This window comes from Paenibacillus sp. JT22N15, from assembly GCF_059383755.1.
This window is the reverse complement of the sequence record NZ_JBXENV010000010.1, coordinates 204,186-228,162: the sequence shown is the minus strand read 5'-3', so window position 1 is coordinate 228,162 and position 23,977 is coordinate 204,186. Positions and strand designations below refer to the sequence as shown.

20 protein-coding genes are annotated in these 23,977 nt (G+C 48.1%); all 20 read right to left on the bottom strand.

Going from position 1 to position 23,977, the window contains the following annotated elements; genetic code table 11:
- Positions 1-64: 64 nt before the first annotated feature.
- Positions 65-2,146 carry a polyribonucleotide nucleotidyltransferase gene (pnp, locus tag AC50X8_RS20955; RefSeq protein WP_494864018.1) on the bottom strand — a complete coding sequence of 694 codons (2,082 nt, stop codon included), beginning with the start codon at positions 2,144-2,146 and terminating at the stop codon, positions 65-67.
- A 188-nt stretch (positions 2,147-2,334) separates the two neighbouring features.
- The gene (rpsO, locus tag AC50X8_RS20950) at positions 2,335-2,604 is read right to left on the bottom strand and encodes a 30S ribosomal protein S15 (RefSeq protein ID WP_046230760.1); all 270 of its coding nucleotides are present in this window, start codon (positions 2,602-2,604) and stop codon (positions 2,335-2,337) included.
- Between the two features lie 177 nt (positions 2,605-2,781).
- Positions 2,782-3,723 carry a bifunctional riboflavin kinase/FAD synthetase gene (locus AC50X8_RS20945; RefSeq protein ID WP_494881315.1) on the bottom strand — a complete coding sequence of 314 codons (942 nt, stop codon included), beginning with the start codon at positions 3,721-3,723 and terminating at the stop codon, positions 2,782-2,784.
- A 61-nt stretch (positions 3,724-3,784) separates the two neighbouring features.
- A complete protein-coding gene (truB, locus tag AC50X8_RS20940; protein WP_056038141.1) occupies positions 3,785-4,684 on the bottom strand; it encodes a tRNA pseudouridine(55) synthase TruB in 900 nt (299 codons plus the stop codon).
- A gap of 3 nt (positions 4,685-4,687) precedes the next feature.
- Positions 4,688-5,677, bottom strand: a complete 990-nt coding sequence (locus AC50X8_RS20935) for a DHH family phosphoesterase (protein WP_494881265.1) — start codon at positions 5,675-5,677, stop codon at positions 4,688-4,690.
- Complete coding sequence (gene rbfA / locus AC50X8_RS20930; protein ID WP_046230756.1) at positions 5,674-6,030, bottom strand: 30S ribosome-binding factor RbfA; 357 nt, start codon at positions 6,028-6,030, stop codon at positions 5,674-5,676. Before rbfA ends, AC50X8_RS20935 begins: the two co-directional genes overlap by 4 nt.
- Positions 6,031-6,037: 7 nt before the next feature.
- Positions 6,038-8,605: a translation initiation factor IF-2 gene (gene infB, locus AC50X8_RS20925; protein WP_235533233.1), complete on the bottom strand. Its 2,568-nt coding sequence runs from the start codon at positions 8,603-8,605 to the stop codon at positions 6,038-6,040.
- 40 nt (positions 8,606-8,645) lie between these two features.
- The gene (locus AC50X8_RS20920) at positions 8,646-8,993 is read right to left on the bottom strand and encodes a L7Ae/L30e/S12e/Gadd45 family ribosomal protein (protein ID WP_056039066.1); all 348 of its coding nucleotides are present in this window, start codon (positions 8,991-8,993) and stop codon (positions 8,646-8,648) included.
- A complete protein-coding gene (rnpM, locus tag AC50X8_RS20915; RefSeq protein WP_046230754.1) occupies positions 8,986-9,300 on the bottom strand; it encodes an RNase P modulator RnpM in 315 nt (104 codons plus the stop codon). The genes AC50X8_RS20920 and rnpM overlap by 8 nt, the downstream gene beginning before the upstream one ends.
- Before the next feature lie 46 nt (positions 9,301-9,346).
- On the bottom strand, positions 9,347-10,450 hold the full coding sequence (gene nusA, locus AC50X8_RS20910; RefSeq protein ID WP_056038147.1) for a transcription termination factor NusA: 1,104 nt from the start codon (positions 10,448-10,450) through the stop codon (positions 9,347-9,349).
- Positions 10,451-10,587: 137 nt separating this feature from the next.
- Complete coding sequence (gene rimP / locus AC50X8_RS20905) at positions 10,588-11,049, bottom strand: ribosome maturation factor RimP (RefSeq protein ID WP_046230752.1); 462 nt, start codon at positions 11,047-11,049, stop codon at positions 10,588-10,590.
- Between the two features lie 212 nt (positions 11,050-11,261).
- Positions 11,262-15,572 (bottom strand): PolC-type DNA polymerase III, encoded by a 4,311-nt coding sequence (locus AC50X8_RS20900; protein ID WP_494881263.1) that lies wholly within the window; start codon positions 15,570-15,572, stop codon positions 11,262-11,264.
- Between the two features lie 506 nt (positions 15,573-16,078).
- Entirely contained in the window at positions 16,079-17,527 is a 1,449-nt protein-coding gene (gene proS, locus AC50X8_RS20895; RefSeq protein WP_494863948.1) for a proline--tRNA ligase, read from the bottom strand.
- A 6-nt stretch (positions 17,528-17,533) separates the two neighbouring features.
- A complete protein-coding gene (gene rseP, locus AC50X8_RS20890) occupies positions 17,534-18,799 on the bottom strand; it encodes an RIP metalloprotease RseP (protein WP_099520654.1) in 1,266 nt (421 codons plus the stop codon).
- Positions 18,800-18,885: 86 nt separating this feature from the next.
- Entirely contained in the window at positions 18,886-20,025 is a 1,140-nt protein-coding gene (locus tag AC50X8_RS20885; RefSeq protein WP_056038161.1) for a 1-deoxy-D-xylulose-5-phosphate reductoisomerase, read from the bottom strand.
- A 54-nt stretch (positions 20,026-20,079) separates the two neighbouring features.
- Positions 20,080-20,874, bottom strand: coding sequence for a phosphatidate cytidylyltransferase (locus AC50X8_RS20880; RefSeq protein ID WP_494881261.1), 795 nt, complete (start codon positions 20,872-20,874; stop codon positions 20,080-20,082).
- A gap of 28 nt (positions 20,875-20,902) precedes the next feature.
- The gene (uppS, locus tag AC50X8_RS20875) at positions 20,903-21,667 is read right to left on the bottom strand and encodes an undecaprenyl pyrophosphate synthase (RefSeq protein ID WP_056038167.1); all 765 of its coding nucleotides are present in this window, start codon (positions 21,665-21,667) and stop codon (positions 20,903-20,905) included.
- Between the two features lie 157 nt (positions 21,668-21,824).
- Positions 21,825-22,379 carry a ribosome recycling factor gene (frr, locus tag AC50X8_RS20870; protein WP_056038169.1) on the bottom strand — a complete coding sequence of 185 codons (555 nt, stop codon included), beginning with the start codon at positions 22,377-22,379 and terminating at the stop codon, positions 21,825-21,827.
- Positions 22,379-23,107, bottom strand: a complete 729-nt coding sequence (pyrH, locus tag AC50X8_RS20865) for a UMP kinase (protein WP_046230744.1) — start codon at positions 23,105-23,107, stop codon at positions 22,379-22,381. Before pyrH ends, frr begins: the two co-directional genes overlap by 1 nt.
- 121 nt (positions 23,108-23,228) lie before the next feature.
- The gene (gene tsf / locus AC50X8_RS20860) at positions 23,229-23,879 is read right to left on the bottom strand and encodes a translation elongation factor Ts (protein ID WP_056038172.1); all 651 of its coding nucleotides are present in this window, start codon (positions 23,877-23,879) and stop codon (positions 23,229-23,231) included.
- Positions 23,880-23,977 lie beyond the last annotated feature (98 nt).

Genomic DNA, 23,977 nt, shown 5'->3' with positions numbered 1-23,977 from the left:
ATCTCTGCATCTTATATTTTGAGAAAGCACCTTGCGGTGCCCCTACCATGTAACGCTGCAGCCGTTATTGTGCTGGTACAGTTGGCGTCAATACAGCTTTACGGGACAAGTTAATACGGCCCTGCTGATCAATTTCCGTTACTTTAACTGTAATTTGGTCGCCGATTGCAATGACATCTTCCACTTTAGCGACACGTTCGTTCGCCAGCTGGGAAATATGCACAAGACCATCTTTGTTCGGTAAAATTTCAACGAATGCGCCGAACTTCTCGATCCGTTTTACTGTACCTAAATAAATTTCACCAATTACAACTTCCTTCACGATACCTTCGATAATCGCTTTGGCTTTTTGGTTCATCTCTTCGTTCGAAGAAGCAATGTAAACCATGCCATCCTGCTCGATATCGATTTTCACGCCAGTTTCCTCAATAATCTTGTTGATGATTTTACCGCCAGAGCCGATAACATCACGGATTTTGTCCGGATTAATGCGAAGCGTGAGAATTTTAGGCGCATACTCAGAAAGGTTAGGACGAGCTTCCGAAATAATCGCTGTCATTTTACCTAGAATATGCATGCGTCCTTCACGTGCTTGCTCAAGCGCCTGCTCCAAAATCGAACGATCGATACCGTCAATTTTGATATCCATTTGAATGGCAGTTACACCTTCTGCTGTACCCGCTACTTTAAAGTCCATATCGCCGAGATGATCTTCCATCCCTTGAATGTCAGACAAAATGGAGAAATGGTCGCCATCTTTAATCAGACCCATTGCAATACCTGCAACCGGAGCTTTAATCGGAACGCCTGCATCCAGCATTGCAAGTGTGCTTGCACAAATACTAGCCTGCGAAGTCGAACCATTGGATTCGAGCACCTCGGATACAAGACGAATCGTATACGGGAAGTCAGCCTCAGATGGAATAACTTTCGACAAAGCGCGCTCGCCGAGTGCACCATGTCCAATTTCACGACGGCCTGGAGGACGAAGTGGTCTTGCTTCGCCTACGCTGAATGGCGGGAAATTATAGTGATGCATAAAACGTTTCGTTTCTTCCGGGCTGATGCCGTCAAGAATTTGCACATCGCCAAGCGGTCCAAGCGTACAAATGCTGAGTGCTTGTGTTTGTCCACGTGTGAATAGTCCAGATCCGTGTGTACGCGGCAATATCGCCACATCACATTCGATTGGACGAATTTCTTCAGGCGCACGGCCATCAGGACGGATTTTTTCATGTGTGATCAGGCGGCGAACTTCTTCTTTAACGATATCATAAAGCACTTCTTTGACATCGCCAAGCAGTTCAGGCGTCTCTGCATATACTTCTTCAAAATGCGCAACCGTGTCCGCATTAACGGCATCAATGGCATCTTGACGCTCATGCTTCTCGGGAATGCGAATCGCTTCTACCAAACGAGCAGATGCAAATGCGCGAACAGCTGCATTTACTTCTTCGTTGACGGCATGAAGCGTTACTTCCATTTTTTCTTTGCCGGCAATGGCCTGCAGTTGCTCGATTGTAGCAACGATTTTCTTGATTTCATCATGCCCGAACATAATCGCTTCCAGCATAACGTCCTCAGGAACTTCATTAGCTTCTGCTTCCACCATCATAATGGCATCTTTCGTACCAGCAACTACAACGAAAATATCGCTTTTCTGCTCTTGCTCAACGGTTGGAATGATCACGAATTGACCATCAACACGACCTACGCTCACGCCGCCGATTGGCCCGTTGAATGGCACATCAGAAATGGCCAGCGCTGCGGAAGTACCAATCATTGCAGCCATTTCAGGCGAGCAATCTTGGTCCACGCTCATGACGATATTCGCGATTTGAATATCATTACGGAACCCTTCAGGGAACAACGGACGAATCGGACGGTCCGTCAGACGGCTGGACAAAATCGCTTTCTCACTTGGACGTCCTTCACGTTTAATAAATCCACCAGGGATTTTACCAACTGCATAAAGACGTTCTTCATAGTTCACCGTAAGCGGGAAAAAATCTAAATCCTTCGGACCTTTGGAAGCGGTCACTGTACAGAGTACAACGGTGTCGCCATAACGAACAGTTACAGCAGCATTCGCTTGCTTCGCAAGTCTGCCTGTTTCCAATACAAGCTTCCGTCCACCCAAAATCATTTCAACTTGTTGCAAACGTATCCCTCCTGTATTTCAAAAATTAATTTAAACGATTGACAAACATAACCTTCGCCAGCAGGACCTCTATATCCTGCTTAACCCTCGCATATTACAAAAAGCAACCCGATTTTGCCAAGTCCGTAATGCCGGACAGCAAAACAACCAGGTTGCTTCTCTTGAAACATGTTTTAGCGGCGAAGGCCGAGTTTTTCGATCAATGCGCTATAACGGCTAACATCTTTGTTTTTAAGGTATCTCAACAGCTTACGACGTTGACCTACCATCTTGAGCAAACCACGACGGGAGTGGTGGTCTTTCTTGTGCTCCCGGAAATGTTGCGTCAAGTTAACGATGTTTTCCGTTAGGATAGCTACTTGAACCTCCGGTGAACCCGTATCGCTCGCATGCGTTTTGTGCGTATCAATCAATTCTTGTTTACGCTCTTGTGTAATTGCCATCCTAAAGTCACCTCCTTGAACTTATATTCAATAATCGCCATTAGCCCAGGCGCCGTCGGTGAGAGCGGACATCCAAGCTAAGGTTCCAATTGCAGCTGCGTATTCTGACAAAAAGTAGAATCGCAACGTGTTTCAGTATATCACAAGCCTATAGCAAAAGTAAATGCCAACCGGCATTTATTCGACGCCAAACTGCCGCTTCGCCTGCTCGGCATCCGCATGGATTTGGCGAATAAGCTCATCTACACCGCTAAAGCGCTGCTCAGGACGAATAAAAGAATGAAATTGCAGTTTAATTGGCTCGTCGTAAATAACTTGATGAAAATCGAATAAATGGGCTTCCAGCACAGGACGAATATCTTCCTTATTAAAAGTAGGTTTCATCCCGTGATTTAATACGCCATAATACGACTTGCCCAGTACGACTGCTGAAATGCCGAAAACGCCGAGGCGCGGCATAACATATGGCAAGGAAACATCCACATTAGCTGTCGGGAAGCCAATGCTGCTGCCTCTGCCATCGCCATGCACTACTGTCCCTGCTAGCTCATAGGGCCGGCCAAGCAGCTTCGTAGCAAGCTCAATATCACCGTCGCTAAGCGCCTGCCTAATGTAAGTACTGCTCACCTTCAAGCCATTATCGTATAACGGTTCAACGATTTCGACCTGAATGTCCGGCTCGCATAACGCCTTCATTGTGGCAGCATTTCCTTGGCCCTTGTAGCCAAAATTGAAATCAAAACCAACTACAATTTGGGCTGCACCTAAAGGGCGAAGCACTTCATCAACAAACTGCTCCGGCATAATCGCTGCAAAATCATGGTCAAATTTGACGACTAGCACCAAATCGACACCTAATTCAGCAAATAGCGATTGCTTGACGGCAAGTGGCGTCAAACAATTGTAATATTGATCGCCACGGCCCAGAACTTCCTTTGGATGCGGGTTAAACGTCATAACCGCAGACAATCCTCCGGTTCTCTTGGCAGCGGCAACGACTTGCTCAATGACATTGCGGTGTCCGCGATGTACACCGTCAAAATGTCCAATTGCAATAGAAAGCGATTTGTTTCGCAGCTGTTCCGGCAGCTCAATTGCCGGATATTCCAATGAAATCATTTCCAACGCTGATGCACCTGCAATTCCTATATGACTTTCCGATAACCGAGTATGGGCTCAGTTACGAGAACACCTTGATAGGCTTCAACACTGATAAAGCATGATCGGCCTCGAAAATACCAATAAACAAACCATTTTCATCAAAAAGACGTACCGGCTGCTCCGTTTCAAGCTTTTCAGCAAGCAAGCGAAGCGGAAGCTTTTGTCCTTTCAGGGCAAGCGAGGCCGAATGAGCATCGACCGTAACGCGAGGCAAATGCTGGATACCCAGCTCAGCAGGCAAAATAAACGGCCCGATTCCCTCCGTGCCAAGAGCTTCAATCTGCTCTAGGCTTACGCATTGCTCCTTCGTAAAACCACCGGACATCGTCCGGGTGAGCTCCGCCATCGCCGCTGGAACACCTAGCGCCTGGCCGATATCTACACATAAAGTGCGGATATACGTTCCTTTCGAACAGACAACCGAAAACGAAAAACGCGGAAACTCCAAATCAAGCTCAAGATTGATCAGTTCAATTTGATGAATCGTTACTTTCCGTGATTTGCGCTCTACCGTCTTGCCTTCACGTGCCAGTTCATACAATCGTTTTCCATCTACCTTTACAGCAGAGAACATCGGCGGAACTTGTTCGATAACGCCCACGAAGCTGCGCAGCACGCGAATAATATCTTCACGCGTTACCTGCACACCTGTTTGCTCCTGCGTAACCGAGCCTGTCAAATCCTCTGTATCCGTTGCAATGCCAAGCTGGATAACAGCTTCATATGCCTTGGGACGCTCCTGCACGTATTCAACTACACGAGTAGCTCTGCCGAGACATAGCGGCAGAACACCTGTCACCATCGGGTCCAGCGTCCCCGTGTGGCCGATACGCTTCATCTTCAACAGTCTCCGCACCTTGGCTACGACGTCATGCGAGGTCCAGCCAGCGGGCTTCCATACTGCGATAATACCGTCCATCTGTTAGCTCAACGCCTTTCTGACCGCATCGACCAATTGGGCGATTGCTTCTTGAAGCGGCGCATCAATTCGGCAGCCAGCAGCGCGTACATGTCCACCGCCGCCAAAGGATTGGGCAATCGCGGCAACATCGGCCGTTCCTGCTGATCTTAAGCTGGCTTTCACTCCGCCATCTTCTGTCTCTTTAAACATAATGCCGACTTCCACGCCGTCAATGTTCAGAGCATAATTGACGATGCCTTCCATATCTTCCGAAACAGCACCTGTCTCAGCAAAATCATCCTTATTGACATAAAGCCAGCCAATTTGCTGATTATCGCTAAAAGTAAGCCTGCTAAGACAACGCTGCAGAAGCTTCAGCTTTGACATCGTCATCTTTTCGAGCAGCAGATCGGCTAATTTGTGACCCGGTACACCAATCGACAGCATGCGGGAAGCAATATTCATCACATGAGGTGTCGTATTTGAGTAGCGGAAACCGCCAGTATCTGTGATCAAGCCAGTATATATAGCCGTCGCGCATTCCAAATCAATCGAAATGCCCGCACGTTCAATTAAATCATATAAAATTTCAACCGTAGCTGCTGCATTCGGACGAATCAATTGAACCGTACCAAAGCCGTCATTAGTCGGATGATGATCGATGTTAAGCAGTTCCACGCCTGTAGCAAACAAACTTTCCACTTTGCCCATCCGGCGATAATCCGCACAATCGACTGCAATAACGCGAGCAAACGATTCTGATGGCTGTACTTCACCATAATTAATAATCGTATCGAATGAGCGCAAATGAGCAAGTCTTGAAGGCAGCTCACTTTCGTTAATCAGCTTGGATTTTTTCCCAAGCTTCTCCAGCAGCCAGCCGACGACGACCGTCGAGCTAATGGCATCGCCATCTGGTTGAACGTGGGAGACGACCAAAAAGTCGTCCCCATCACGCATAAAAGCAAGTGCATCATCCAACTGCTGCAAATAGGTCGCAGCAGCCGTCATGATCCTTTGTTCTCCCCATTAATTTCCTCGAGGATTCCTTCAATACGGCTTCCATACTCAATGCTGCTGTCGAATTTAAAGATCAGCACTGGCGTATGACGCAAACGCATCCGCTTGCCTAGCTCAGAACGGATAAAGCCTGTTGCGCGGCCGATTGCTTTGAGCGTTTCTTCCTTTTGCTCTTCGCTGCCCAGCACGCTCAAATATACTTTGGCTTGGGACAAATCATTACTCGTTTCAACGCCGGTCACTGTAATAAAACCGACGCGTGGATCTTTGATTTCTGTCTGGATAATTTGGCTAAGCTCTTTTTTAATCTGCTCGCCTACCCGACCTACACGAATTTTAGCCATGCTTTATTCACCTCTCTACTGACTCCATTACGAAGGCTTCAATAATATCCCCTTCTTTGAAGTCGCTAAACCGCTCAAGCGTAATTCCGCACTCGTAGCCTTGAGCAACTTCCTTGACATCATCCTTGAAGCGTTTGAGCGTATCGATTTTTCCTTCGAAAACAACGATGCCGCCGCGAACGATCCGCGCTTCAGAAGAACGAGTGATCTTGCCGGAAGTAATCATGGAACCAGCGATAGCTCCAACTTTGCTTACTTTAAATACGTTACGGACTTCAGCATGACCAATAATTACTTCTTTGAAGATTGGATCAAGCATCCCTTTCATCGCTTGTTCAATCTCTTCAATTACGTTATAAATAACGCGGTGCATACGAACATCAACTTTCTCCTGCTGTGCAGCCAGATCAGCCTGCGGCTCAGGACGAACGTTAAAGCCGACAACGATTGCATTCGAAGCAGAAGCCAGGTTGATATCCGATTCGGTAATCGCGCCTACACCGCTATGAATGATTTTGACACGTACGCCTTCGATGTCAATTTTCGCGAGCGAGCCTTTAAGCGCCTCTGCCGAACCTTGAACGTCGGATTTAATAATAACGTTGAGATCCTTGATCTCTCCATCTTTAATATGCTTATACAAATCGTCAAGCGTTACGCGGGAGTTCGCGCCAAGCTCGGATTGACGGTGCTTAATCGCACGGCGATCAGCGATTGCTCTCGCTTTACGCTCGTCTTCAAACACCATGAACGGATCGCCAGCAAGTGGAACCTCTGTCAAACCAGTAATTTCGACTGGTGTGGAAGGTCCAGCTTCTTTTAAGCGGCGGCCCTTGTCATTAACCATTGCCCGAATACGACCGAAGCAGTTACCTGCAACGAAGGCATCTCCGATTTTGAGCGTACCATGCTGTACGAGTACACGAGCAACCGGACCTTTACCTTTATCCAGTTCAGCCTCAATGACCGTACCGCGTGCACGCTTGTCAGGGTTAGCTTTGAAATCATTTACTTCCGCTACAAGCAAAATCATATCGAGCAGTTCTTCCAGACCAATACGCTGTTTCGCTGAAACGTTAACGAAGATGGTATCTCCGCCCCACTCTTCCGGAACCAGCTCATACTCTGTCAAAGCTTGCTTGATTTTATCTGCATCAGCATCTGGCTTATCAATTTTGTTAACCGCAACGATAATTGGAACGCCCGCTGCCTTCGCATGGTTGACTGCCTCTACCGTTTGCGGCATAACGCCGTCATCGGCTGCAACAACGATAATTGTAATATCCGTTACTTGCGCACCACGGGCACGCATCAGCGTAAACGCTTCGTGACCAGGTGTATCGAGGAACGTAATCTTTTTATGGTTAGCTTCGATTTGGTAAGCACCGATATGCTGGGTAATACCGCCAGCTTCTCCGCCTGTTACGTTCGTTTTGCGAATCGCATCGAGCAAAGTTGTTTTCCCATGGTCAACGTGACCCATGATCGTTACAACCGGAGGGCGAGGCAACAGATCAGCTTCCTCATCCGTTTCTTCAACCGTTTCGAACGTATCTTCTTCAACCGGAATTTTCACTTCTACTTCTACGCCATATTCACCGGCAAGCAGAAGGATTGCATCCATATCGATCTCTTGGTTAATGGTAGCCATTACGCCAAGAACGATCAGCTTCTTAATAACTTCGGAAGCATCTTTATGAAGCAATTTTGCCAATTCGCCAACGGTCAACGTACCACGTACGATGATTTTCTTAGGCGTATTGTCGATTTTCTCACGGAATACTTGCGGCTGATTACGCTGGTTGCGTCCTCTGCCACCGCGATTATTGTTATTGTTGCGGCCAAAACCGCCTGGTCTTCCATCTTCAAACCGTTTTTGCCCTTGGTTTGCGCCTGGTTTTCTTGCACCTGGCTTATTATTCGCATTGCCGTTTGTGCTTCTCGAAGCATCGCCTGACGGACGGGACGGACCTGTTCCAGATGGGCGATTAGCTCCTTGTGAAGCTGGTGGACGCGATGGTCCGCCACTGCTTGGACGGTTGCCTTGGCCTGATCCTTGGCTAGGACGGCTGTTTTGCGATTGGCCACCTTGACTTGGACGGCTATTTTGCGTTTGGCCGCCTTGGCTAGGACGGCTGCTGCTTTGCGATTGGCCAGAACCTTGCGCTGGACGGCTGCCGCTAGGTGCTGCGGACCTGTTGTTGCTGCTTGGGGACGATTGGGACGGACGTTGCTGTTGGTTGTTTTGCGTTGTCGTTTTAATAGAATTCATAGGCTCCTGTCTATCTTGCGTAATTTTTTTATTGTTTAATCCGGAAGCTTCGAGCTCCGGTTTAATGGCTTCTTGCTGTGATACTGGTTGTTGCTTCGGCTGAACAGGCTTAGATGGCGCTTGCGAAGTGGAAGATACGGTTGCTCCGCTTGACTCTTTCGCCCGCTTTGCTGCTGCGTTAGCTTTAATATCGCGGAAAAAGCCTTCCACTTTATTAACCATTTCGTTTTCCATCACACTCATATGGTTGTTAACGGGCATATCCAGCCGTTTAAGAATCGTTATAATTTCTTTACTGCTCATGCTGAGGGATTTCGCATATTCGTATACACGCAGCTTATCTTTATTGTCCTTGCTGTCCTGTGGTTTGTTCAATATGATCCACCTCCGAATTTTGATTCAGATGACCCGCAATCATTTTTCCGAACTTTGCGTCAGTTACCGCCAGTACGACTCGGTCCAGCTTTCCTATAGCTTTTCCAAGTTGATCGCGGTCGAACGCTTCGGCGAGCTCTACCCCATAGGTGCTGCATTTATCTTGAAACTTTTTTTTCGTATTTGGAGATGCGTCACCCGCAATAATGACGAGATGCACCTCTCCCTTACGTACCGCCTTGAGCACGATTTCATCGCCAGTAACCAATTTTCCAGCCCGCATGGCCATGCCGAGCGAGGACAAGCCTTTATTCATCTTCATCGCTTACCCGCTCCTTTTCTGCCAGAAACTCTTCCTCTACCGCAATGAAATCCTGTTCAAGCTGGTCGTAAATAGCTACGCCAACAGGTTGCTTCAAAGCTCGATCCAGTGCTTTTGTCTTTTTGGCCAGCTTAAAGCAGCTGACTTTCCCGCACAAATAGGCGCCCCGACCGGCTTTTTTGCCAGTAAGATCAATTAGAATTTCCTCATCAGGCGTTCTAACGACCCGAATAAGCTCTTTCTTCGGTTTCATTTCCTGGCAGGCTACGCATTTGCGCAGCGGCACTTTTCTCGGTCTCATCGCACATCCCCCCTTTACCCGTTGATGAACGCAGCCGATATATTAGTTAAGCCAGATCAATGGAAACCGAATCTTGCGGCATAACTGCCGTCATCGTTTTCGGACGACCGTACTCCTGCTCAGCTTGCGATTCACTCTTAATGTCGATTTTCCAGCCAGTCAGCTTCGCCGCTAGACGAGCGTTTTGCCCTTTAATCCCGATTGCAAGCGAAAGCTGATAATCCGGTACAATAACACGGGCCATTTTTTCCTGCTCAAAAACGATAACTTCAAGCACTTTAGATGGGCTCAGCGCGTTCGCAACGTATTCTTCAACATTTTCAGACCAGCACACGATGTCGATCTTCTCGCCTTTCAGCTCGCCAACAATCGTCTGCACACGCATTCCTTTCGGACCTACGCATGATCCTACAGCGTCAACTTCGTCATTGCGCGAAAAAACGGCAATTTTCGAACGGAAGCCTGCTTCGCGCGCAACCGAGCGAATTTCAACGACTCCATCGTAAATTTCCGGAACTTCTAGCTCAAATAAACGCTTAAGCAGACCTGGATGCGTACGGGACAAAATAATTTGCGGGCCCTTAGTCGTATTTTCCACTTTCGTAATATACGATTTCACGCGGTCTCCGTGCTTAAACTTATCAGTTGGCATAAGCTCTGTCAGCGGCATTACTGCTTCTACTTTACCCAAATCGATAAAAAGGTTGCGAACGTCCTGGCGCTGCACGATACCATTCACAATATCCTCTTCTTTGTCGATAAAAGCATTGTAGATCAAGCCGCGTTCAGCCTCGCGAATGCGCTGGGTCACGACCTGCTTCGCAGTTTGCGCTGCAATACGGCCAAAATCACGAGGCGTCACTTCAATGTCCGCCACATCGTCAAGCTGGTAATGCGGATTCACTTCACGAGCCGCTTCTACTGTAATTTCCAAACGGGGATCAAGCACTTCGTCCGTCACCGTCTTGCGGGCATATACTTTAATAACACCCGTATAGCGGTTAATATCGACACGCACATTTTGCGCAGCGTTAAAGTTCCGCTTATAGCTTGAAATCAGCGCTGCTTCGATCGCATCAATCAGCACTTCTTTGGCTATCCCTTTATCCCTCTCTATTTCCGATAATGCTTCAATAAAATCCATGCTCATTGGAACTCTGGTCCCCCCTTCAATTATAACAAACGTTGTTCAAGATGAAACGGCTGTCGCCGTCCCTTGGCGGTGCGGCGCGTTTCATTCCGAGAAATATAGAGAAAGGATAACGAAATGATATACTTTCCTATATTTTAAAAAACGATGGCGAGGCGTGCTCCCGCCACTTTAGCATAAGGAATGGCATGCTCTTTCTTGCCGACTTTGACTACAAGCTCTTCTCCATCGAACGAAATGAGGTCACCTTCAAATTCCTTGGATGCGTTAATCGGCTCATAGGTCGTGATGTATACGTGCTTGCCGACGGCTTTGCGCACATCTTCGGCTTTCTTAAGCGGCCTTTCGGCGCCAGGCGACGACACTTCAAGAAAATAAGCATCCGTTACCGGATCGTTCTTGTCCAGCTGTTCACTTAAAAATTCGCTAATACGGCCGCATTCGTCAATATCAATGCCGCCTTCCTTGTCTACTGAAACCCGGAGGAAGAAGTTGCTTCCTTCCTTGACGTACTCAATATCAACAAGTTCAAATCCATTTTCGCTTAGAAATGGTGTTACCATTTCTTCCACGACGGTTTTGATTTTGGAAATGCTCAAATTGCTGCTACCTCCCGTTCGGTCCAAACGATTGATTTGGCCTTTCAGACCCTTAAAGACCCGAAAACAAAACGTAAAGAGTGGGTTTCCCCACTCTTCTGCATCAAACGCTTATCAACATCATTGCCACGAAAATTATAACATAACCGCATAAGTAGTGACAAGAAAACTTTTCAAGTTGAAATGCTGTACAAATGCCGATATACCACGTTCTAAAACAACGAGAGCTGGTTCGATTCCGGCAATCCTCGGAAACAGCCCATCCCGTTCAGCACCTCGACAATCGTTTTACTCGCCTTCGATCTTTGCTGGAAATCCTCAATCGACAGGTACTCGCCATCATTACGGGAAGCGGCAATATTGCGTGCGGCATTTTCACCAATACCCGGAATCGCTGCAAACGGAGGCACGAGCGAATCGCCATCGACTTGGAATTTTGTCGCATCCGAACGGTAAAGATCAATCGGTTTAAAAGAGAAGCCGCGTGCTGTCATCTCAAGCGCCATCTCGAGCAGCGAGATGCTCGCTTTCTCCTTAGGCAGCGCCGCAAAGCCTTTTTCTTCAATTTCGATCAGCTTGCGTTTGATTGCATCGTAGCCTTGGCACAATATTTCAAGGTCAAAATCTTCCGCGCGAACGGTAAAGTAAGTCGCATAATAAGCAATTGGATAATACAGCTTGAAGTAGGCTGTCCGCACCGCCGAAATAACATAGGCCGCGGCATGCGCCTTCGGAAACATATACTCAATGCGCAAGCAGGAGTCAATGTACCACTGCGGTACTTTGCAGCGCTTCATCTCTTCGATCCATTCGTCAGAAAGTCCCTTGCCCTTACGCACGCTCTCGGTAATTTTGAAGGCCAGACCTGCATCCATGCCCGCCTTGTAAATTAAATAAAGCATAATATCATCCCGGCAGCCGATAACGGTTTTGATATTGCAGGTTCCCTTCTTAATGAGCTCCTGCGCATTGCCGAGCCAAACGCCGGTTCCGTGGGACAACCCGGAAATTTGCAGCAAATCGGCAAAGGAAGACGGCTGCGTCTCCTGAAGCATTTGCCGAACGAACTTCGTACCCATCTCGGGAACGCCATATGTGGCTACTGGCGTACGAATTTTCTCTGGAGAAACATCAAGCGCTTTGGTCGAATTGAACATGCTCATCACTTTAGGATCGTTCATCGGGATCGTTGTTGGGTCAACATCAGTCAAATCCTGAAGCATCCGCATCATCGTCGGATCATCGTGTCCGAGTATATCGAGCTTGAGCAAATTCGTCTCAAAGGCATGATAGTCAAAATGGGTCGTCTTCCATTCTGCATTTACGTCATCCGCCGGATATTGAACAGGTGTTACATCCTCTACTTCGATGTAATCCGGCACAACGACGATACCGCCCGGATGCTGACCAGTACTGCGCTTAACGCCCGTTACACCGGCAGCCAGTCTGGACAGCTCGGCACCGCGCCATTTTTTACCATTTGCTTCTTCATATTTCTTGGCAAAGCCGAAGCCCGTTTTCTCCGCTACCGTACCTATTGTCCCGGCCCGGAATACCGCTTTTTCCCCAAACAGCACCTTTGTGTAGTTATGCGCTATCGGCTGGTATTCACCAGAGAAGTTAAGATCGATATCGGGAACTTTATCACCTTTGAAGCCAAGGAATGTTTCGAACGGGATATCCTGCCCTTCGCCCTTTAGCGGCTCTCCGCATTTTGGACAAGATTTGTCGGGAAGGTCAAAGCCGCTCGGAATGCTGCCATCGAGAAACCATTCGCTATGCTTGCATGCTGGATTTTTGCACATATAATGCGCTGGCAGCGGATTAACCTCGGATATGCCGAGAAACGTAGCTACAACAGAGGAACCAACAGAGCCCCTGGAGCCGACCAAATAGCCGTCCTCATTCGATTTTTTCACAAGACGCTCAGAAATTAAATAGTTCGCGGAAAATCCGAATTTAATAATCGGCACTAGTTCTTTCTCCAACCGGTCAATGACGACTTGCGGCAGATCCTCGCCATAAAATCCTTTAGCTGTATTGTAGCAGGTGGTGCGGATCTCCTCTTCTGCTCCCTCCATAATCGGCGTGAACAACTCCGGAGGAAACAGGTCGAACGGCTCAAAGCGTTCGGCAAGCTGCACCGTATTGGTCACAACGACCTCATACGCCCGTGCTTCTCCAAGGAACGCAAATTCCTTAAGCATTTCATCGGTCGTACGGAAGTGGGCATCCGGCTTGCGCATGTCTTTCAGCGGACTAAAACCCGTAATGCCATGGATCGCAATGTCGCGGAACAGCTTATCCCGAGGATTCAAATAATGGACATTGCCTGTCGCAATAACTGGCTTGCCCAGCTCATCAGCAATTTGGCACACACGGCGGTGTGCTTGCTCGATTTCAGCACGGCTGCCAACGAGACCTTTGTCCACTAAATGCATGTAAAAATCAATCGGCTGAATTTCCAGTACATCATAGAACCGCGCGACTTCTACAGCTTCCTCATACGATTTATTCAGCACCGTTTCGTAAAACTCGCCTTTTTCACATCCGGATATGACGAGCAGCCCTTCGCGCAGCTCCACTAGCTTCGTCCGCGGGATGCTTGCTACCCGTTTAAAATGCTGCGTATGGGAGAGCGATACGAGCTTGTATAAATTTTTCTTGCCGACTGCGTTCAGTGCATAAATACAGCAGTGAAACGGGCGGCTGTTCGATAAATCGATACCGACATAATCATTTAATTGATGCAGGCCTGTAACATTGCGTTCAGCCGCATCGCCAATCAAGCCGAACAATACACCGCCCAAGGCGATGGAGTCGTCAATCGCACGGTGATGGTTTTCCAGGCTGATTTTGTATTTAGCTGACAGCGTATTGAGACGATGGTTTTTCAAGCTTGGATGCAAAAACCTTGCCAGCTCCAGTGTATCAAGGACCGGGTTTTTAATTTCCGGCAGGCCAAGCGATTTACAGTTTGCTTGCAAAAAACCGATATCAAAGCGGGCATTGTGGGCAACGAGTACGGTATCGCCAATAAATTCAATGAATTCGCGCAGCTTTGGCTCAAGCTCCGGCGCATCCTGTACCATTTCATCATTAATATTCGTCAATTGCTGAATATGATAAGGAATTTTCTCATGCGGATTAATGAAGGTGGCGAATGTCGCCACTTCTTTGCCATCTTTCATTTTCACGCCAGCAAGCTCGATGATTTTGTTGTTAATGACCGAAAGTCCCGTCGTCTCGATATCGAAAACGATGTATTCGGAGCCAGCGAGCGGCTGCTCCCGCGGATTAAGCACCATCGGAACCGCATCATTTACCACGTTAGCCTCTAGGCCGAATAATAGCTGAATGCCGTTCTTTTTCGCTGCTTTCGCTGCTTCCGGGTAACATTGCACGTTGCTGTGGTCAGTGACCGCCATTGCTTTATGTCCCCATTTGGCTGCCATCTTTACATAAGCATCAATGGGAGCCACCGCATCCATCGCGCTCATTGTCGTATGCAGATGAAACTCTACCCGTTTCTCCTCCGCATTGTCTTTGCGGTCTGCTGGTGCATGAACCTCATGCAAATCATTCGGCATCATGACAAGCTCCGGCTCCTGCATAAACCGGTCATATTCGACTCTGCCACGCGCCTTCACCCATTTGCCATTGGACAATAGATCCAGCACTTTGACATCATCTTTTGTTTTGGCAAACATTTTTAGGGACAAGGAATCGGAGAAATCGGTCAAGTTGAAGGTAAAGAGCGTGCTTCCGTTGCGCAGCTCCTTCTTATCCAGACCGAATACGGCGCCTTGCACCGTTATTTTCTTCTCTTCCTCGCGAATGTTCATCAATGGAACCGGCTCTTCGCGAATGTCATATCCGACCGCCAGTCTTGCCGGCGGCTCGCCATCATCGCCCAATTCCTCAGCTGCGGCGCTAGCCATAATTTGCTGAATGACCTCGCGTTCCTCCGCTACCCGACGCTGCTCGAACTCTTCGTAAACTTCTGCTTTAGCTTCGCCAACGGCAAGCTTTACTTTGTAGCTTCGGCTGAATTGCCGCTCATAAAAGCGGGTAATTTCTTCATCCATCCGTTTTTTGCGCGCCAGCTCCAGCCCCATTTCATCCAGCATCAGCAGCGTAATAACATCGCCTTCCGTCGTAATCGTTGCTTTGAGAAGCCAACCGTTAACTGAAGCGATTTCCTGCTGCGCCCACTCTTTAAACAGCGGCCAATATTCGCGAGCAAGCTCTTCTGAAGAAAGCTGCTCATCGTATATAAATTGGAAAGAGGTATCAGCAATATGGGCAAACTTTTGCTTGACCGCCTGGCTTAATCCACTATAGGCCTTATAAGGAACCAAAGACGTTTTGCGTATGCAAAACGTCCACTTGCGGTTGTTCTTGGCGACTACAACCTGATCTATATAACCATCCTGAAAAAAGGATTGTATCATTTCCTGCGGTAATTCCGACTGCTGCAGCAGCAGCTCAAAGCGCTGCCTTTTGTTGTCGGTTTGGCTCATGATTTTATCCACTCCTAACGCTCGCTGGCTTATTTTCGCTGTTGCAATGGGGATGGTCGGCTCGGTTAAGGGGGATCGGCGCTGCGTGAAAGGTTTGGCTTACGATCGCCATTGCTTTCGGATTTCTTCAACATCAAGCCGCATCAGCGGTTGAAATCCGAAAGCAAAAGCTTATGCTTACGAAGCTGCTTTCCTTCGGAAAGCTTTAACGCTAACGCTTCTCCAGCTTAAACCTTTCACTCCACTTGCCCCCTAAACCTCGCTCTCTCCACCGCAAAAACCGTTGTATAAGCGCTCGCTAAACCAGCACTTCTCATAGAAGCAGGGAAATGGCTGATTCCATTTCCCTGCCTTGAAATTGCTTTGTAATCAGCATAACACATCAAAACTCAATGCAGAACAATAAAATACAAATTAAAATTAAAGAAAAAGCGAAAGATTCTGTTGCGTACAATGCACTTCAAGCATTCGAACGAAGACGCTCTGTTGCTACAGGAGAGCCCGTTCTAGTAAGCGCGAGCAAAAACAACTGTATGCTCGGCGGCGTCGCCGCAAACGAGGCATGTGCTCTTTTTCTCGGCAGGCTCGAATGGAATGTTGCGGCTTGTTGCTCCCGTCTCTTCCTTGACCTGCTTCTCGCATGCTTCCGAGCCACACCAGCCCGCAAGCACAAAGCCGCGCTGCTCCTCTTGCGATGCCTTCATTTCATCCAGCGTATCTACCGAATAGAAATGATCCTCGCGGAACTGCTTCGCTTTCTCAAACATTTCATTATGGATTTGCACAAGCATCGCTTCTACTTCAGCGACGAGATTAGCCTGCTCGACTACCTTCTTCTCGCCGCTAATGCGGGATACGAGTACAACTTGTCCATTTTCCATATCACGTGGCCCCAGCTCCAGACGAAGCGGAATGCCGCGCATTTCATATTCATTGAACTTCCAGCCAGGGCTTACGTCCGAACGGTCATCCACCTTGACGCGAACACCCGCTTTTTTAAGCTCGGCATACAGCTCATCTACCCGGCCGACAACTTGGTCGCGCGTTTTCGCTGGACCGATAGGAATCATAATCACTTGTGTTGGAGCGACTTTAGGCGGCAACGCAAGGCCACGATCGTCACCATGCACCATAATCATAGCGCCAATGAGACGGGTACTCACACCCCATGAGGTCGTGTGGGCAAATTGCAGCTGATTTTCACGGTCCAAATATTTAATATCAAATGCTACGGCAAATTTCGTTCCCAAGTAATGAGAAGTTCCCGCCTGTACGGCACGGCCATCCTTCATCATCGCTTCAATCGAATACGTATCTACTGCGCCCGCAAAACGCTCCGAAGGCGTCTTTTGTCCAACAACGACCGGAATCGCCAGAAATTCCTCGACAAAGTCACGGTAAATGCCGAGCATTTGCATCGTTTCTTGACGAGCTTCCTCTTCATTCTCATGCGCTGTATGGCCTTCCTGCCATAGAAACTCACTTGTGCGCAGGAAAGGCAGCGTGCGTTTCTCCCAGCGGACTACATTCGCCCATTGGTTAATGAGCAGCGGCAGGTCGCGGTACGATTGAATCCATTTGGCATACATATGCCCGAACATCGTCTCCGAAGTTGGACGAATAGCAAGGCGCTCCTCAAGCTTCTCGCCTGCTGCTTCTGTTACCCAAGGAAGCTCAGGATTAAAGCCCTCGACATGCTCCTTTTCCTTCTGGAAAAAGCTTTCTGGAATAAAGAGCGGGAAATACGCATTGCGATGTCCGGTTTCTTTAAAGCGGCGGTCCAGATCACGTTGAATATTTTCCCATAGCTCATAACCTTCCGGGCGAAAAATAATACATCCGCGCACCGGCGAATAATCCATAAGCTCGGCTTTTTTAATGACATCAATATACCATTTCGAGAAATCCTCGCTTTGCGGCGTAATTTCCGAAACAAATTTTTTATCTTTAGACATAAAAGGTTAAGACTCCCCTCGCACCAATCGCAAAATATCGTTATAGGTTACTACCAGCATCAGCAGCATAATGAGCGCAAAGCCGACGAAATGAACCATGCTTTCCCGGTTCGGGTCAATCGGTCTGCCGCGCAGCGCTTCCAGCCCGAGAAAAATAAGTCTGCTTCCATCCAGTGCTGGAATGGGCAGCAAGTTGAAAATCCCCAAATACAAGCTCAGCATAGCGGTCCATCGCGTCAATTCGGCGATGCCCTGCTTGGCAATTTGACTGGTTACCTCTGCTGTACGCACAGGCCCGCCCAAATCATCCAGCTTAAAATCACCGGTGACGAGCTTCTTAAAGCCTTCAAAAATGATAACGGTCATCTGCTTCATCAGCTTGCCTGCACCCGTTACCGTTTCTGTAATCGTTGCAGAGCGCGTCTTGTAAGCAGCCGTGATCCCGACTTTACCGACTCCTTGGTCATCCGGAGCTGGCGTCAGCTCGATCTTCTGCGCTACGCCGCCGCGCACAATGTCCATTTGAATCGGCACGCCAGGTGAACCGCCAATAATCTCAATCATTTTATCATAATCCGTACCAATTGGCGTACCATTAATCGCTTGAATCATGTCGCCGCTTTGCAATTGGGCCTTTTCTGCCGGCATCCCCTTGCTAATCGAATCCACGAGCAAATTTTCCGGTGTACCCGCGAGTTGAATATAAGCGCCACACAATACAAACGCCAGCACAAAATTCATAAACGGACCGGCAAAAATAGCCCGTGCCCGCGCAGCTACCGATTTGCTGCCAAACTGTCTGTCCAGCGGGGCAATTTGCGTTTCTTTGCCTTTGCTAATCATCAATGCTTGTGGATGCAGCGCAAAACGTTCCTTCTCGCCTTCAATGTCGAGCGTAACGAACAAATCCCTTTCCAGGTCGATCTGAGTCACTTCGCCACGAATGACGCCGCTGCGCTCATCTAGACGGTCCAGGTACAATCTCGTTACCTTATCCTCTTTAAGCTTGATGGCAATTGTCTGCCCAGAGGCAACGTCCACAATTTCCGGGTCCTCGCCTGCCATACGGACGAAGCCACCTGCCGGAACGAGGCGAATGGTAAATCGCGTCTCACCGCGCTTAATGGAAATGAGCTTAGGTCCAAAACCAATGGCAAATTCCCTAACCAATATCCCTGCTCGTTTGGCAAAATAATAGTGGCCCCATTCGTGGATAGTCACGATTACAAAAAACACGAGCACGGTTAATAAAACAATCTGAATCGTCTCCATATAGAGCCTCCTGTTCGTAACGGCCTGTACATAGATTATCATTATTCTCCTACCCGTTACAAGAGAACCGCGAGGCAGCGCACAAGTTACACAGTAGCAGCCATTCGACGTGCCCAGCTGTCGACTTCAGCGATAGCTTCAAGAGTATCAACCACCGTTACAGGATGGCGAGTGAGCACTTCCTCAATCGTGCGCTCAATATCCAGAAATTCAATTTCGCCAGCAAGAAACCGGGCCACCGCTACTTCATTCGCCGCATTATATACCGTTGGCGCCGATTGTCCCGCTTTGCCGCATTCGAAAGCGAGACGCAGGCACGGATACCGTTCAAAGTCCATCTCTCGAAAATGAAGCTTGCCAATGGCAGCCAAATCAAGCCGGCCGGTAGGCGTTGGATAGCGATGCGGATACGTAAGCGCATATTGAATCGGAACGCGCATATCAGGCAACCCTAGCTGCGCAATGACGCTATGGTCAGTAAACTCCACATAAGAATGAATGATACTCTCTGGATGAACAAGAACATGGATTTGATCGTATGTAACATCAAACAGCCAATGGGCTTCAATAACTTCCAGCCCTTTATTAGCCATTGTGGCAGAATCGATTGTGATTTTAGCACCCATGGACCAATTAGGATGATTCAGCGCTTCCGCCACCGTAACACCTTTCAATTGCTCGCGCGTGCGATCGCGGAATGAGCCGCCTGAGGCAGTCAGCGTAAGCTGGCTAAGCGATCTGCGATCTTCTCCATTCAGGCACTGAAAAATAGCCGAATGCTCGCTGTCAATCGGTATAATCGAAACACCCTTCTGCCTTGCCCGTTCCATTACAATATGGCCCGCCGTTACGAGCGTCTCTTTATTCGCAAGGCCAATCATTTTGCCCGCTTCAATGGCAGCAAGCGTTGCAGGGAGCCCTCTGCTGCCCATAATCGCCGTAACGACAATATCGGCTTCCGTCTCTCCAGCAAGCTCAATTAAGCCCTGCTCTCCATAAATGACCCGAGTTCCTGCAGGCAGCGAAGAGGCAACCGCTTCAGCCGCTTCCTTCGTTGACAAGCAAACGATGGATGGCTTGAAGCGGATCGCCTGCTGAATCAGCAGGTCCGTATTGCTGCCCGCCGATAAGCCGACAACCTGAAAACGCTCCGGGTCGTTTGCAATAACATCCAGCGTTTGCGTGCCAATGGAGCCTGTTGAGCCAAGAATCGTTATTTTTTTCATCTCAATCTCCTCTGACACTCGGATTAGACATGTACTTTTTGCATCTCTTACAAATTACATGGGAAGCAGACCAGAGAGCACGATCAACGGAAATACGATAATCCAGCTGTCGCAACGGTCCAGAACGCCGCCATGCCCAGGCAATATGCGGCCTGTATCTTTGATATCACGTACTCGTTTGTAAGCGGATTGAATTAAATCGCCAAACTGTCCAGCTACAGCGGCCAGCAGCCCAATAAGAAGCGCTTTGCCAAATACGATGACGTCGGGGAAGAAAAAAGCTCCGATAGCTGCCACAACAAGCGACAGCACAACGCCTCCGAGCGCCCCCTCAATCGTTTTATTCGGACTAATCGATGGCCAGAGCTTGTTTTTGCCAAATGCCTTCCCGGCAAAATAGGCGCCAATGTCTGAGGACCATATGCAGCCAAGAAGCAAAAATGTCCAAAACAAGCCATGATCATCCATCTGTCTTACCGCATTCATCGCTCCAAAGCCCATCCCAACGTACAGCGCACCAAGCAGCATAAATGCCGCATGATCGATCGTTGTTTTGTTTTTGGTCAAGACCGTTAGAGCAAGCAGCAAAAAGGCCAGCACCCACGTTACAAACATGAAGGATGGCGTTTCTACCCCAATTAAGTTCCATGGTAGCACAAAAAACAGCACACCCGCGTATCCGAGCAATGAAGCCGGATGAGCCCAAGCTTGGCCGTTCATCTTGACATATTCAGTAAAGCCTACCATCGCGAGCAAAACGAGCAGACCAGCATATAGCCAGCTTCCCGCTACTGCAAGCGCAATAAAAAATGCGCCTGCTACTACTCCCGTCACTATTCGCTGTTTCAATGTATAGGTCACACTCCGTTATCGAAGCTTATAGTCCGCCATATCGCCGTGCGCGCCGCCCATACTCCTCAATCGCTTCTTCGAAATGGGCCTCTGAAAATTCAGGCCAATAGACGTCCGTAAACCACATTTCGCTATAGGCAAGCTGCCAAAGCATAAAATTGCTTAAACGCAATTCTCCGCTCGTGCGAATCAGCAGATCAGGATCCGGAAGGTCGCGGGTCAATAAATGCGAACTCATCACATGATCATCTATTTGGTCACAGGTGAGCCGTCCTTCTTGCACATCCGCTGCGATCTCCTTGATCGCTTCAAGCATTTCCTTGCGGCTGCCATAGTTTAGCGCAAAAGTAAGTACGAGTCCCGTATTATTTGCCGTCTTGCTCATTGCTTCGTCCAACGCTTTAATCGTAAAGGATGGGAGATCCTCCCTGTGCCCCATGACGCGAACCTGAACATTTTTTTGCATCAAATCGTCTATTTCAATTTCTAGAAATTGCTGAGGGAGCTTCATTAAAAAATCAACTTCGTCTTTAGGCCTTTTCCAGTTTTCCGTCGAAAAAGCATAAAGCGTTAAATATTTAACGCCGAGCCGGTCTGCTGCCATCGTAATGCGTCTGACCGCTTTCATCCCGGAATGATGACCCGCTATTCGCGGTAATCCACGGTCTTTGGCCCAACGCCCGTTTCCATCCATAATAACAGCAACATGTTCAGGCACGTTGTCTAATCGTGGCGGCGCTGCCGGACGTGGGGACGATTTGCTAAATTTAGCCCAAAGTCGACTGATCATCTTCGTTCCTCCAACCCGGATTTAACAAGCGTAAACGGCTGCCACCGTACCCAATAGAAGGCAGCTTGCGTTTCGCGATGATATATAAGGCATTTCAAAAAAAATAAAAGCCTTATATTTAAACCAAACCCCACCTAACGGAGGGGCTTTAGTGAAATTATACTTCCATAATTTCTTTTTCTTTAGCTACTAATACTTTATCCACTTCTACGATAAAACGGTCTGTCAGCTTTTGAATGTCATCTTGATGACGACGGGACTCATCTTCTGAAATGTCCGTTTTCTCCAGCTTCTTCACATCATCATTCGCATCGCGACGGATGTTGCGGACAGCTACCTTCGCTTCTTCACCGAATCTTTTCGTCATTTTGACAAGATCAGTACGACGCTCCTCGGTCAGCGGCGGAATCGAAATGCGAATCGTTGAGCCGTCATTAGCTGGCGTCAAACCAAGATCCGATTTCATAATCGCTTTTTCAATAGCTGCAAGGGAGGTTTTATCCCACGGCTGAATCATCAGCGTCCGGGAATCCGGCGTGTTAATGTTGGCCAGTTGTGCAACTGGTGTCAATGCGCCGTAATATTCAACTTGCACACGATCAAGCAAAGCTGCTGATGCGCGGCCTGCACGCAGGCTGGCCAAATCGCGGCGCAGTGCACCGATTGCTTTCTCCATACGTTCTTCGGCATTTTTCTTAATAGCTTGAGGCATTATTTCGCACTTCCTCTCACAATGGTGCCAATTTTCTCGCCCAGCACGACCCGCTTAATATTATCCTGCTCTGTAATTGCAAATACAACGAGCGGAATATTATTGTCCATGCATAGCGAAGATGCTGTCGCATCCATAACACCAAGATTTTTATTTAATACTTCCATGTAAGTAAGCTCTTCGAACTTAACTGCAGTTGGATCTTTGAATGGATCAGCAGAGTATACGCCATCCACTTTGTTTTTAGCCATCAAAATGACTTCTGCTTCAATCTCAGCAGCACGCAAAGCAGCTGTCGTATCTGTTGAGAAGAACGGATTGCCTGTGCCAGCAGCGAAAATAACGACGCGGCCTTTCTCCAGGTGGCGAATAGCACGACGTCTAATGTACGGCTCAGCGATTTGCTGCATAGCAATCGAGGATTGTACGCGGGTTGGCACTTCAATTTGTTCCAATGCATCCTGTAGAGCAAGAGAATTCATAACTGTAGCCAGCATACCCATGTAATCCGCCGTTGCGCGATCAATCCCTTTAGCAGTTCCTGCAATTCCGCGCCAAATATTACCGCCGCCTACAACAATGGCAACTTCAACACCGAATGCTACAACTTCCTTTACTTGCTCAGCAATAGAAGCAATTGTCGAAGCCTCAATACCGTAGCCGTTATTTCCTGCCAACGATTCGCCGCTAACTTTTAATACTATACGTTTAAACACGGGTTTTTCCAACGTTGCTTACCTCCATGAATGAATCTAAAGCTCTTAGATTGCATCCGGTTATCAAAATATAAAGTTTCTCCGCTTACGAAAGCAGGCGAGGCGGACGCCCCGCCCCGCCTTTGCGATCGGTTTACAGTTTAGCTTGCGACATAACTTCTTCTACGAAGTTATCAACTTTTTTCTCAAGACCTTCGCCCAGCTCATAACGAACGAAACGACGGATTGAAATGTTTTCACCAATTTTGTTGATTTTATCGTTAAGAAGCTCGGAAATCGTTTGGTCTGGGTTTTTGATGAACGTTTGCTCAAGCAAGCAATATTCTTCATAGTATTTGGAAATACGGCCTTCAACCATTTTATCAACGATTTTCTCAGGCTTGCCTTCGTTAAGTGCTTGTGCACGCAAAATTTCGCGTTCTTTTTCAAGCTCATCGCCAGGAACTTCTTCGCGGCGAACGAATTTAGGGTTTGCAGCAGCGATTTGCATCGCGATATCTCTTGCAAACTCACGGAATTGGTCTGTTTTAGCAACGAAGTCTGTTTCACAGTTAACTTCAACTAGAACGCCAATACGGCCGCCAGCGTGAATGTAGGATTCAACAACGCCTTCTGTTGCAATACGACCAGCTTTGTTAGCTGCAGCAGCAAGGCCTTTCTCACGAAGGAATTCAATCGCTTTCGTGATATCGTTGTCTGTATGATCCAAAGCTTTTTTACAATCGAGCATTCCTGCTCCTGTTCTTTCGCGAAGTTCTTTTACTGCGCTCGCACTAACTGCCATTTTGAGCCCTCCTGAAGGTTTCGATTTATTTAATTAGGTATTCGTGAAAAAAGGGCGGTGAGAGGCTTTCACCTTCTGACCGCCCTTCGCCTAATAGC